Source organism: Aneurinibacillus soli, assembly GCF_002355375.1.
In the GTDB taxonomy this organism is placed as follows: Bacteria; Bacillota; Bacilli; order Aneurinibacillales; family Aneurinibacillaceae; genus Aneurinibacillus; species Aneurinibacillus soli.
In genome coordinates, this window is sequence record NZ_AP017312.1 from 2,584,441 (window position 1) to 2,596,914 (window position 12,474).

Below are 12,474 nucleotides of genomic sequence, written 5' to 3' on the forward strand. Positions count from 1 at the left end.
ACGACCTTACATTTGTGATGGATATAAGTGATTGGAACAGAAAAGGTTATCCATTGAGTAAGTCGTACCAATTATCTGGAAATCCAATGTCATTAAGTTTTACATCTTCGTATTGTTCTAATAAAGCATGCAGATTAGTAACAAAACTATGCCATTCCTCGTTATCTCTGCACAACCTACGCATAATATAAATAGCTGAGAACACGCTACCTTCTTTGACCCCTTTTTGTAAATCAGAATCAAAAAGCTTAGGAGATACAATTAGTTTTCTTTTGTTATATAGCCGTCCATAATGGGCACATACATTTCTGATATATGATAAGCATCTTAGCCAACTTTTAATGTAAAACGCTGAGACGTAATATATCGATTGTGCTATTTGTTTTTGATCCTCTTTATGCAAATTATGAAACAACATAGAAAGAGCACCGAATGATAGTACTTCAACCATTACCCAAGCAGGAAGCTGCCCGTTATATTTAATTTTATGGTGAGTGATGAAAGTTTCGTTCTCGTGCTTCACTTCATTGTCTATCCGAGATAGAAATTCAGCATGCCATTTTTCGTTTTGAAAAAATTTTCTATTTTTATATCCTATACTTCCGTACTTATGGGCCAGTAAATAAGCAATGTCAGTACGAAAAGCGATCTCTATATTTTCAAGCATCGGAATCAAAATATTTCGTAATTTACGATCAAATTCGTATAAATTAAAAATATGCTCAAAACTAATTCCGGCGAAAAATTGTTCTTTCTGTTTTAAAGAGAGCATATACCCTTTTAACCGATAATAATTAACTCGTTTTAGAATTTCTGTAGCTTCTAAATCATTTTTGATAACTAGCCCCCGGATCTTTAAAAGATTTAGTTGTTCCTCGTAGGTTAACGGCGGCTTTAGATTTGGTTGTTCGGTGGATTCACTCATAGCAACCTCCATAAAATAAAAAGACTCACCCTGGTCCGCATTGTTAAGAGGCGTGGTGAGTTCTGTTATTGTTATTATAGTCGATTAAAATACCATAGGTCAATGCAGTACGGTAAAGATCTATGAAAATCTTTGTCCTAGCTTAATTTTTGACCAAAATAAAAAAACAGTTATCTTCACTTATGTTCGGTTTTCTATAAAAATGATCGGTATCCGGTCGGTGAACACTTCGCATTTTCGGGGGATTTTAACGAATGTTATGCATATATGTTTGTTAATTCGTTCGTATATTATTGAAATGACAGACAGGCTCTTTAGAGAGTTGGTGTTATGTGTTACTGTCTACGAGATTGCCCAGGATAATATCCTAGACTATCTTGCGGTGCGGACGAAGAAATACAATGTTCCCAGGAATTTCAAGCCGCTATTTGTTTCAGCAGGAAGCTAAAAAACACAAGCTTCAACTTTATGATCCCTTATAAGTTTATTTCAAGTAAACTTTGATCAAAATATTATAAAGAAAGAGGTGATTTGAATGAACCATGAGCTTGATTATGATCGCGACCATGATAGGGAAGATGAATTATCAAAAAAGTCGTTAGAAGAAATTTTGAGGCTCTCCCTCGATCAAGAAAATAAAATGATGCGAACATATTTACTTACCGCTGAGCGCATACATGATAATGAAGAACTACAAACACGTTTAAAAAATTTTGCTGAAGGAAATGCCAAGCGTTCCCGTCAATTACAAAATGAATTACAGTTTATCCAAGATCTCCAATAAACCAGAGAATAACGTTTTCTCTGGTTTATTTTATTTTTTTCCTATGTTCAACCGCTTACTGGTGGAATAAAAGCTATTTCGTCACTGTCCTTCAATCTGACGTGAAACTTGCGATGGTCGATACAAAACTCTTCCCTCCCCTTGTACTGTAGGTAGTTATTTTGATCGCAGCTTAAGAGGCTTGTCAAAAACAAAAATCGTCATTGCAATGTCTTCCTCAATATTAATGTCCGAAAAAACTCGTACAATTTTTGCTTGTACAAGTTCTTCAAACTTTGCTAACACATCCGAAGATTGATAGATTTTCTTTACGAATTCAGTACGCGCCTCGTTTACCATTCGTTTGCCTTCTTCTGAATTCATCATAAACTTCTCTATGTTTGTCAGATTTCCTTTCATCTCACTAATGGCCCATGAGTCTATAAAACGAGTAGTAATTTCCTTTGGCCCGTTTCCAACATACTCCTTGCGTAGTTCACGAACCAACATACTAAATTGATGTTCCGTGTTTTTTGTCATTGTATTCCTCTCCTTATATCACGTCATCTTTTCATCTTCGGTGTTACCATTACATAACTGATTGCAAGTATAAGAATCACCAAAGATAGCCAAAAATTCTCCAGTGGGTTTCCGTTATTTACAATAATAAACCTGACTCCAGCCGTGAGACCGATGTAAAGAAGATAGTCTAACGGAAAATGATTGCTTTCGTTGAAATATTTCACAATCATGGAGACAAATGCGAAGTACAAGAAAAACACTAGCACTTTCCCAAGAATATCGTGAACATTATTATTTTCCAAAAATGCGTCCTTTATAATGTAAAAAAGTTCCCTGAAAAGAAAATAGATAAGGGTAAAGCCCAGAATAATCAACGATGTATTCAACAGCTTTTGATATAATGTTATCAACCCCCTCCGTTTTTGAGGCTGATCTAATCCAAGTATATATCCCTTCATTATTCTTTTAAGCCTTCCCCGATCCCCTTCAGCAAACTAATTCCGAATCCCATTGCCCGATTAATGTCAGGGTCCCGTAACGCCTTCATTAGATCGATAATTCCCACCTTCTCATTTGATCGAAGTCTCTCCTCTGATTTCTGGATTCCTTTTGCTACACCGGCCATCATTTTTTTGGTCATTTCTGGATTTAGCTCTGTCAACGCTCCTGCTGCTGCCATTGCATTATTGATCATGTTGGTAACAGGGGGGCGCACCATTTGCCCCACCAAGATTTTAGCCATTTGTTCTCTCGCTTCGATTGCGGCGTTAAAGGCTCCAAGAATTCCACTTTCGTGAAGTTCCTGAAGTAGTTTTATTGTTTCCTGGATACCATCTGCATTTTGAGCAAGTACTTGGATGACGTTTTCAACGGCTTGACTTTGCTTCTCGCTTTCAGTAAAAGGCGTTTTGGCAATTTTGGTAATGGGTCTCGCCATTATTGTTTACCTCCTGGTATATTTACATCTGCAATTGGTTGATAATCTTCTCTTGCCCATTTGCGTTCTACTTGTACCCCCATCTGTGGATTGCGTTTGGCATGACGAGGATTGTACATCGGAAGTGGCTTTATTCCGTTTGGTTCGAGAACCTCCATTCGAACCTTGACTTGTTTATAAGCTGGTGTATGCGTTTGGACATCGACTGCCCCACCAGTTAACAAATTCACAGCACTTTCATGACTTGTTGAATGCATGGGAACGTATATGTCTTTCCCCCGCATGCGATCGGTCACAAGCGCACGAAGTTTGATTTTTCCATAAGGTGATTCAAGACGTACCAGTGATCCATCTTTGACTTTCCGCTCTTTGGCCAACTCCGGTGAGATTTCCATAAACACTTCCGGAAGTTTGTATTGGATGCCTTCGGATTTGTTTGTAAGATTTCCTTCGTGGAACTGTTCAAGTAAACGGCCATTGTTTAGCGTCAGATCGAATTCCGCCGGGAACTCCACAGGTGGGATATACTCAAAGAGTGACAACCGAGCTTTTTTATCCGGGAAGTTGAACCCCTTCGTATACAAGAGCGGCGTGTTACTTCCGTCTGGTGATCCCCAATGGAAGCTGCCCCAGCCTTCCAATACGTCGTAATTACATTGCGAGAAAAATGGCGTAAGCGACGCCATTTCCGCGTAAATTTCACTTGGATGACTATAATTCCAATCAAATCCCATCCGTTTTGCTAGTTGACTGAAAATCCACCAGTCGGGCTTACTGTCGCCCATTGGCTCAAATACTTGGTACAATCGTTGCACACGACGTTCGGTATTCGTAAACGTACCATCTTTTTCAAGCGAAGGCACAGCTGGCAAAATGATATCAGCAAATTCAGCAGTCTTGCTTAGGAATACGTCTTGCACCACAAGAAAATCGAGATTCGCAAGCATCTCTTGGGTATGGTTGGAATCCGCATCCGTCCATGCCATCTCTTCCCCAGAGATGTACATAGCCTTGATCTCGCCTCTACCTATAGCCTCTAACATTTCGATGTTGTTCAGACCACGTTCGCCTGGAATTTTAACGCAGTAGGCCGCTTCAAATTTGGCGCGAATCGCGTCGTCTGTAACCGGTTGGTATCCTGGGAAAATATCTGGCATCGTTCCCATATCAGCAGCACCTTGAACGTTGTTATGCCCACGAAGCGGAAACGCACCTGCGCCTGAACGCATAAAGTTTCCTGTAATCAGAAGCAGATTGGCAATCGCAGCAGATGTATAAGAGCCTGCTACGTTTTGCGTAACACCCATCCCCCAACAGATCGCGGTTCCATCTGCATCGCGAATCATTTCGGCTACTTTGATCAACGTTTCTTTTGAAATACCTGTTTCTTTTTCAGCGAATTCCAAAGTGAATCTTTGAAGCAGTTTCAAATATTCTGGATAGAAGTTTACGTGTTCTTCGATGAATGTAGGATTATGCCAGTTCTGATCGATCATGTACTTGGCAACAGCCGATAACCACACATAGTCCGTTCCTTGTTTCGGGCGAATGAACAAATCAGCGCGGTCAGCCATTTCGTGTCTGCGAAGGTCAACGGCAATAAGCTTATGTCCGTGTAATTTTTGCGCACGTTTGATTCGTGTTGCGAGTACAGGATGTCCTTCGCCTGGGGCGCATCCGACCAATATGACAAGACCCGCCTCGGCAAGGTCTTTGATGGTGCCGGAGTCGCCGCCAATTCCACCAGTCTGCTGTAGGCCCCAAGATGCCGGAGACTGGCAGTACCGCGAACAATTATCTACATTGTTCGTTTGGAATACTTGACGTGCTAATTTTTGCATCAAGTAGTTTTCTTCATTGGTGAACTTAGACGAAGAAATGAAGCCAAGCGCCTTTCCACCGTACGTTTCTTTAAGGGAACTCAGCTTGCTTGCCATCAGGCTTAACGCCTCTTCCCACGTGACTTCTACAAATGCTTCACCCCTACGAATTAATGGTTTCGTTAGTCGTTCTTTGCTGTTGACGAAATCCCAACCGAACTTTCCTTTTACACAAGTGGATATACTATTGACCGGTGAATTTTCCGTTGGCTCAATTTTCAAGATTTTGCGACCCTTAGTCCATACTTCAAACGTGCAACCTACCCCGCAGAACGTACAAACTGTTTTGGTCTTCTTAGTCCGCGTCTCCCGCATAGAGGCTTCTAGTTCAGAAATCGCGAAAATGCCGCTGTAACCAGGCTCGACTTCTTTAATCAAATCGATCATCGGATTGAGCAGATCCTCTTTAATACCGGACATAAAACCAGCCTCACCTAACATCGACTTCTCCATCAACGCATTACATGGGCAGACCGTTACACACTGGCCACAGGATACACAAGATGATTCATTAATGGACTTATTGTCATCCCAGATCACCCGAGGAATATCTCGCTCCCAATCGATCGTGAGCGTTTCATTTACCTGTACATCTTGACATACCTCTGTGCATCGCCCACATAGAATGCATTGATTAGGATCGTAACGATAGAAGGGATGTGACATGTCCACTTCGTAACCTTTTTCACGGAACGGACGTGTTTGATGCTCAATTTCAAGCAACTCTGCGGTATTGTGAACCCGACAATTTCCGTTATTATTGTCACATACTGTGCAATACAACATATGATTCTCTAAGATTCGATCCATAGCTTCATTTTGGGCACCCTTTGCTAACTCGGAAGAAGTAAGGATGTTCATTCCCTCTTCCATATAAGTAGAGCATGCCCTCATAATTTTTCCGTCTATTTCACACATGCACGTATCACAAGTTTGAATAGGACCTAAAATAGGTGAGTAGCAAACATGTGGATGTTCAATTCCTTGCTGCAAAAAGTAGTCAAGAATTCGAGTTCCTTCTTCCACTTCATGCACCACGTCGTTAATTCGAACGCTCAATCTTTTCTTCACAGCAAATCCTCCTTTTCAAAATAAAAAACCCACCATAAAACAACTTGTGTAGACGTACTACACAAACTGTTTTATGGTGGGTTAACTACTAAGCATACTATATACTAGTTATCCATCCCGCCATATAGTAACGAAAAAGAACAGGACATTATGGTAATTCATTATTACCTAACATCAATGAACTTTTTCGTTTTCCTTATACCAATTTAAATGACTTATTGTTAATAATAACACAATAATTTGCTATTATCTATAACATATCGGCTTACATTCAAATTAAAGCGGTGGCTGGTCAACTTGTTATAACCACATACTTAGTAAAATTAAAGCACCTACTAACCAGCAATAGTACGCAAATGGTCGCATTGCTGTGATTTCATTTTCCTTAAACCATCTCATCAAAATCCACACACTTATAAAAGCAAAAATCCCAGACATCACTCCACCAATAAGAGACATTTGCAGCAAGCCATGAGTTCCACCTTTAATTAGCTTCGGAATTTCTAAAATGCTGGCTCCAGCAATTATCGGGGTAGCCAATAACATAGAAAAACGAGCAGATGCCTCGTGCTTCAACCCCATCCAGAAACCGGCTGTCATACTTGATCCAGAACGAGAAAAACCCGGTATCAGCGCAAGGGATTGGAAGAGCCCAACGATTAACGCTTGTCCAACAGTCAAATCATCAATTTCCTTATCACCTCTGGAGCGCATTTTTTCTCCAAAATAGAGAAAAAAACCATTTAAGATTAAAAATATAGCAGCACTTGTAACACTGCTAAACATGTGTTTAAGTGGTTTCTCCAATACAAGACCAATAATGGCTGCTGGTAGTGTTGCAACAATGATTAATAACAAAGTTCTCTTACTTCCGCTAAAAAGCGAACGAATAATTTGCATCCAATCATGCCAAAAGAAAATGAATAAGGCGACAGCTGTACCCAAGTGAAGCATAACGACATACGGTAAAAAGTGCTCTTTAAGGAATTCAGGATCTAATTTCCAATGAAAAACAAATGGGGTCAAAACCCCGTGTGCTACGCTGCTGATTGGAAATAACTCCGTAATACCCTGAATGATCGCAAAAATGAGTGTTTGAATAATGTCCAAAATCATATCCAACCTTTCCATGTTATTATTACTACACAATCTTATCATTCATTATATATCTATAACATTAAAAGATTGTAAAGAGGAATGCCCTTCAAAACTTCCACCTATAACCTCAAGCTTACCATTTTCAATCACCGCTTTATTTAATACAGGTGAAATCCTTTGCTCTTCATAAATACATATGAATGATGTATCTACCCCAAGAGAAGCTTGAGAAAATACTGTGCGAATTGCATTAGAAAAAGCCGGTTTCCTATCCCATTACCCAAAGTGTGGTAGTGGGGTTCAACTCATCTATCCTGTTAAAAATTCTCTTTTAATATGTTGGACTTGAACCAATTGTTTCTCAGATAAACTATGCAAGGTGCTCATAAAATCTGAAACAGCGGAATCGACTACCAAGGACATTTCCGCCTATACTGTGCAGGACCATATTAAATCCATTTTTGTCAAGACGGGAGTAACAAGCCGCAGGGAGCTCGTCTGGCGATTGCGGTGAATTCGTCACCGCCATTGTTTTGGAGATCTGGATTCGTCTAAAGTTCTTTAGAAAATAAAAGGCTTAGCAAAAATTCGCTAAGCCTCTCTCATTTATTAAATTGTTACTCAATTAATCAAAGATATAGATCTGTCTTGGTAGATGATAATATAATCTTTTTAGAAGCAGGTTGGGTGCACTCAAACATCTTAGCAGTGTCAATCGTCTCTGCAATTGTTCCTTTATCGATAATCGCCACACAATCGGAAAGAACGTTTACAGCCATGACATCGTGTGAGATAAAGAGATAAGAAAGGCCTATTTTTTCCTTTAATTCCTTTAGGTGAAACAAAATTTGCTTCTGTACAACCATATCTAAACTGCTGACTGGTTCATCAAGCACAATCAATTTCGGCTTTAGTGCAATCGCTCGAGCTATATTTACCCGCTGTAGTTGTCCTCCGCTCATCTGATTCGGGGTCTTATGCATATCACCGGCAATAAGACCTACTGTTTCCAACAATCCGAAAATAATGCGTTTTTCTTCTTTTGCAGACAACCGCTCATAGTTGCGGAGAGGCTCTCCAATAATTTGTTTTACAGTCATGCGTGGATTAACTGCTGAATAACAATCCTGAAAAACAGCCTGCAAATCACGGCGCAATTGTTTTCGCGTTCGACGATCGGTTCGATACAAATCTTCCCCTTGAAACCTTACGCTCCCACTACCTGGAGGGAGAAGCCCTAGAACGATTTTGCCCAGTGTGCTTTTCCCCGCTCCACTTTCTCCCAAAAGACCTAGACACATTCCGGGTTCTACAACGAATGAAACATTGGTAACGCCTGATTCTGCCTTCTTTGCTCGAAACCAGCCAGATGAAGAATACGTTTTGGAGATTTGATCCGCAACCAATAAACTCACTGAACCACCACCTTTTGTCTGCGATAAAGAAGAACCAGTATCAATGTAACGACACCAATAGAAGCCGCTGCTTCTAACATAACCTGATAAGAAAATTCGTCAGCAATCCATCCCATCACAAAAGCTCCCATAGACGTACCCAAATCTGCAGCAGCAATAAACCATCCGATGGCATAACCTCGGACATGCTCTGGAACGACAAAAGAAATGTAGGTCATGAGCGTCGGATACAGCAAAGATAGCGCTAATCCGTTACATATCGCCGCGCCAAGCAGAACAGGCATGGAAAGAGACCCAGCGATTAGCGCGGGAGATACCGTAAAGCAGCCGATGAGGATAACAAGAAGCCATTTCGGAAAAACCCCCGAGGAAGGGATATGTTTACGTCCAAAAAAACGGATGATAATTAACACAGCTGTTTCCGTCAAGAAATAAAGTGGAGCTGAATGCATCCCACGACTTTCCAGATATAATGGTAAAAATGTAGGCGCCACACTGAATACAATGGAAGCCAGCAGCATGATGAGCGAGGGAACGATCAATGTCCTGACAGCCTTCCTTTTTCCCCCATCAGATGAATGAGCTGTACTCGTTTCTTCTTTTTTATGAAAACGATTGTTTAGTTTCCGGAATAAATGAGTTCCCATAAAAATATTACAAAAGCCCAATCCCGCAAAGATCAGAAACATTTCCGTCATCGAAACTTGATTTTTCATATATAAGACCAACGCAGGCACAAAAGTATACGGTAGCATCGATGCCAGAGACAGTAAAGATAGCCCCTGTCCCCGTACCTTGTCGGATAACAAATCAATGATGAGCAGATGGACGGTCATCGAAAAAAACGCCAATATCGCTCCCTGCAAAGCTCTCATGATGGCAAAAGTCCACAAATTTCCGACGGTATAGGTGACAAGCACCACCGCATTTAAAATGAGAGCAATCATAAAAATGTTTTTCGGGCCAAATCGATCCACAATAGAACCTGCCAGTGGACGTAGAAACATGGAGACAAACATGTATGCGCCCATAATGATACCAATTTCCGAGCGTCCAGCACCTAGACTTTGTGAAAAAAACGGCAGGGCAATAAGCAGCATATGATTGACCGCATAAAAGATAAACGCAACCGCGTACAGCCAAATGGCCCGATTAGAAAAAGGGTTTTCTTTTAATGAAGAGTTCAATTCGCTTTCGACTCCTGTTCGTTCCTGATACCAACCGTTAGTCTAGCATCCAATAATAATTTGGTATATTCGTGTTTTGGACTGGCAAATAGTTGATCCACTGGAGCGCTTTCTACGATTTGGCCATGCCTCATGACGGCCACTTCATCGGCTAGTTCGCCGATAACGTTTAAATCATGAGAAACGAGCAAAAGCGCTGTTTTTCCTTGTGTTTTAATGGTTCGAAACGCCTCGATAACATTACGCCGGTTCACATTATCGAGAGCGGTTGTCGGTTCATCGGCAATCAAGAGAGACGGCTTCAGCAATGTGGATAGGGCAATCATCACTCGCTGCAGCATACCGCCGCTCAATTCAAAGGGATATTGTCTAAATACCCTTTCCGGATCAGGCAGATTCATTTGCTTCAAACAATCGATCGCTTTTTCTTTCGCCTGTTTTCGTGACAAGTCTGTATGTGTACGTATGGTTTCAATGAATTGCCTTCCAATAGTCAAGACAGGATTAAAAGCGGTCATCGGATTTTGCAGAATTAACGATAATTCCCGGCCGCGAATCCGACGTATTTGTCCTTCATTCATATCCATCAGTTCACGTCCTTGAAGACGGATGCTGCCATGCACAATGCTCGCAGAACGATGCAGCAGTTGAAGAATCGCCAGACAAGTCATGGATTTTCCACATCCGCTCTCTCCTACAATGCCCAAGACTTTTCCCGCCTCTATTCGAAACGACACATTCCGTACCGCTTGTACCATGCCCCGATCCGTTTGAATTTGTACGTACAATCCATTTACATCAAGTACGGTGTCCCTTCCGTTCATCGCGTTCCTCCTACCTTTTGTTCACTTACTCTTCCAATTTTTCGTATGGATTTCGTTAGTCCTTTCCTTTCACCTAGCGTTTCACCCAATATATTAAGCAACGCCACCATACAAAAAATCATCAGACCAGGCACGATCATCAATCTCGGATGACTGCGTAAGAACGATTTGCCTTCATTAATCATTGCTCCCCATTCAGGCGTTGGGGATTGTACACCAAGCCCGATAAATGACAAGGCAGAAATGTCCATAATCACCCAGCCAATTTCCAACGTCACGACAATGAACAGAGAAGGAAGCAGATTCGGAATGATGTGGCGAAGCATCATACGGAAAGGTGATGTACCACATATCCGAGCAGCCACGATATAATTCTGCTGTTTAAGGTTAGATACGATACCGCGAATGAATCGTGCATAGTAAACGGACTGGACGATGATTAAGGCGAGCGCCATCTGCTTCCATCCCGCTCCCCAAATCGCAATCAAACTAATCGCCAGAATAAGGGCAGGAAACGCGAGAACCGCATCGCATCCCCGCATGATGATACTATCGATCTTTCCTCCTGCATAGCCCGCGAGGCAGCCAATAACAAGTCCGAGTACCACGCAGGAGCATACAATAAGCAGAGCGAGACTCAACGATACTTGCGTTCCATATAACAGACGAGAAAGTATGCAGCGGCCCAACTGATCTGTACCTAACGGAAATTGAGCGGAAGGGCCCTCCAATTTGTGCGATAAATCAACAAGAACCGGATCATTTGGGGCAAGGATCGGAGCAAGAAGCCCGGCTAGCACAATCGCCGATAACAGCAGAACGCAAATGACAATGATCCGTTGACGACCTGCCACCAAAAAAATTTGTCGAATGCTATCCAATGACTACTCCCCCTTTCCCGTCTCTTGCGTCAAACGCGGATCTAAATAGGCTTGGATCACATCTGCCGCCAAATTCCCCAATACAAATACCACGACCGTGATAAAAATAAAACTTTGAATAACCGGGTAATCCCGGTGATAGACCGACTCGAGAAAAAAAACGCCGATCCCTGGCATGGAAAAAATTTGTTCCACGATTACCGTGCCCGCAAACAGTTTCCCTAAATTCATGCCCGCGGCGGTAACAACCGGACGTATAGCATGGCGAAGCACATGACGCCCCACTACAGTGAATGTTCCAATTCCTCTCGCTCTGGCATACAAAACAAACGGCTCATCCAGGCTTTCCAGCAAACCCGTCCTCAATAACCGGGAATACGTGGCGATCAACGCAAACGCCAGTGTGACAGAGGGAAGAACAAAATGCAGCCAAGAGTCGGCCCCTTGCAGCGGAAACCAATTCAGCTTCACCGATAGAAAATAAATCAACAAGTAGGCAAGCCAAAACTGCGGTACAGATGCCCCAAGAAAAGCTAATAATCGGCAGACATGATCAATGAGATGGTTTTTGCGAAGCGCAGCCGCAATACCAAGCGGAATACTGATGATAATGGCAATGGCCAGACTTAGCAAAGCCAATGTGGCTGTCACAGGGAGTCTAGCAACTAGCTCACGAGAAACTGACAATTTGCTAAAAAAGGAGGTACCGAAGTCCAATCGACATAGTTGCCATAACCAGTGTCCATATTGCGGCCAAAAAGGCCGATCCAGTCCTAATTGAGCACGTACAGCGTTTATCGTTTGTTCCGTTGGAATGATATTAGAGACAGACAAATACGCTTTTGCAGGGTCTACCGGTGTCAGACGTAAAAGCAAAAAGGAAACGAATGTAGCCCCCAAAAGAACGGGGGCCATAATGGCGAATCTTTTCAATATATAAAACAACATTTGCATCATAGTAACACCTTGTT

At 41.9% G+C, this 12,474-nt stretch carries 12 protein-coding genes; 1 reads left to right on the top strand and 11 read right to left on the bottom strand.

Annotation, left to right across the window (positions count from 1 at the left end; translation table 11 throughout):
* Nucleotides 1–46 precede the first annotated feature (46 nt).
* Entirely contained in the window at nt 47–925 is an 879-nt protein-coding gene (locus tag CB4_RS13065) for an Abi family protein (RefSeq protein ID WP_157737974.1), read from the bottom strand.
* 535 nt (nt 926–1,460) lie between these two features.
* Here CB4_RS13065 and CB4_RS13070 point away from each other — a divergent pair.
* Nucleotides 1,461–1,709, top strand: coding sequence for a hypothetical protein (locus CB4_RS13070; RefSeq protein ID WP_096466226.1), 249 nt, complete (start codon nt 1,461–1,463; stop codon nt 1,707–1,709).
* A gap of 156 nt (nt 1,710–1,865) precedes the next feature.
* Here the strand turns inward: CB4_RS13070 and CB4_RS13075 are convergent, their stop codons facing one another.
* The 10 genes from CB4_RS13075 to nikB form a co-directional block, all read right to left on the bottom strand.
* Nucleotides 1,866–2,228 (bottom strand): Na-translocating system protein MpsC family protein, encoded by a 363-nt coding sequence (locus tag CB4_RS13075; protein WP_096466227.1) that lies wholly within the window; start codon nt 2,226–2,228, stop codon nt 1,866–1,868.
* 23 nt (nt 2,229–2,251) lie between these two features.
* Nucleotides 2,252–2,668 carry a phosphate-starvation-inducible protein PsiE gene (locus tag CB4_RS13080; RefSeq protein ID WP_096466228.1) on the bottom strand — a complete coding sequence of 139 codons (417 nt, stop codon included), beginning with the start codon at nt 2,666–2,668 and terminating at the stop codon, nt 2,252–2,254.
* On the bottom strand, nt 2,668–3,147 hold the full coding sequence (locus CB4_RS13085; RefSeq protein WP_096466229.1) for a helical membrane plugin domain-containing protein: 480 nt from the start codon (nt 3,145–3,147) through the stop codon (nt 2,668–2,670). The genes CB4_RS13080 and CB4_RS13085 overlap by 1 nt, the downstream gene beginning before the upstream one ends.
* Complete coding sequence (gene fdhF / locus CB4_RS13090) at nt 3,147–6,065, bottom strand: formate dehydrogenase subunit alpha (RefSeq protein WP_231956256.1); 2,919 nt, start codon at nt 6,063–6,065, stop codon at nt 3,147–3,149. The genes CB4_RS13085 and fdhF overlap by 1 nt, the downstream gene beginning before the upstream one ends.
* Before the next feature lie 333 nt (nt 6,066–6,398).
* Nucleotides 6,399–7,214: an undecaprenyl-diphosphate phosphatase gene (locus CB4_RS13095; RefSeq protein WP_231956002.1), complete on the bottom strand. Its 816-nt coding sequence runs from the start codon at nt 7,212–7,214 to the stop codon at nt 6,399–6,401.
* A gap of 611 nt (nt 7,215–7,825) precedes the next feature.
* On the bottom strand, nt 7,826–8,611 hold the full coding sequence (locus CB4_RS13100) for an ATP-binding cassette domain-containing protein (RefSeq protein ID WP_096466231.1): 786 nt from the start codon (nt 8,609–8,611) through the stop codon (nt 7,826–7,828).
* Nucleotides 8,608–9,711, bottom strand: a complete 1,104-nt coding sequence (gene cntE, locus CB4_RS13105; protein WP_146226603.1) for a staphylopine family metallophore export MFS transporter CntE — start codon at nt 9,709–9,711, stop codon at nt 8,608–8,610. Before cntE ends, CB4_RS13100 begins: the two co-directional genes overlap by 4 nt.
* Nucleotides 9,712–9,794: 83 nt before the next feature.
* On the bottom strand, nt 9,795–10,622 hold the full coding sequence (locus CB4_RS13110; protein ID WP_096466233.1) for an ABC transporter ATP-binding protein: 828 nt from the start codon (nt 10,620–10,622) through the stop codon (nt 9,795–9,797).
* Nucleotides 10,619–11,503: an ABC transporter permease gene (locus CB4_RS13115; RefSeq protein ID WP_096466234.1), complete on the bottom strand. Its 885-nt coding sequence runs from the start codon at nt 11,501–11,503 to the stop codon at nt 10,619–10,621. The genes CB4_RS13110 and CB4_RS13115 overlap by 4 nt, the downstream gene beginning before the upstream one ends.
* Nucleotides 11,504–11,506: 3 nt before the next feature.
* Complete coding sequence (nikB, locus tag CB4_RS13120) at nt 11,507–12,460, bottom strand: nickel ABC transporter permease (RefSeq protein WP_258365641.1); 954 nt, start codon at nt 12,458–12,460, stop codon at nt 11,507–11,509.
* Between the last annotated feature and the right edge of the window lie 14 nt (nt 12,461–12,474).

What these genes read in the sequence shown, in the direction of transcription:
- CB4_RS13065 (WP_157737974.1), bottom strand. Translation starts at nt 925, where the DNA reads ATGAGTGAATCCACCGAACAACCAAATCTAAAGCCGCCGTTAACCTAC.
- CB4_RS13070 (WP_096466226.1), top strand. Translation starts at nt 1,461, where the DNA reads ATGAACCATGAGCTTGATTATGATCGCGACCATGATAGGGAAGATGAA.
- CB4_RS13075 (WP_096466227.1), bottom strand. Translation starts at nt 2,228, where the DNA reads ATGACAAAAAACACGGAACATCAATTTAGTATGTTGGTTCGTGAACTA.
- CB4_RS13080 (WP_096466228.1), bottom strand. Translation starts at nt 2,668, where the DNA reads ATGAAGGGATATATACTTGGATTAGATCAGCCTCAAAAACGGAGGGGG.
- CB4_RS13085 (WP_096466229.1), bottom strand. Translation starts at nt 3,147, where the DNA reads ATGGCGAGACCCATTACCAAAATTGCCAAAACGCCTTTTACTGAAAGC.
- CB4_RS13095 (WP_231956002.1), bottom strand. Translation starts at nt 7,214, where the DNA reads ATGATTTTGGACATTATTCAAACACTCATTTTTGCGATCATTCAGGGT.
- cntE (WP_146226603.1), bottom strand. Translation starts at nt 9,711, where the DNA reads ATGCTGCTTATTGCCCTGCCGTTTTTTTCACAAAGTCTAGGTGCTGGA.
- CB4_RS13110 (WP_096466233.1), bottom strand. Translation starts at nt 10,622, where the DNA reads ATGAACGGAAGGGACACCGTACTTGATGTAAATGGATTGTACGTACAA.
- nikB (WP_258365641.1), bottom strand. Translation starts at nt 12,460, where the DNA reads ATGATGCAAATGTTGTTTTATATATTGAAAAGATTCGCCATTATGGCC.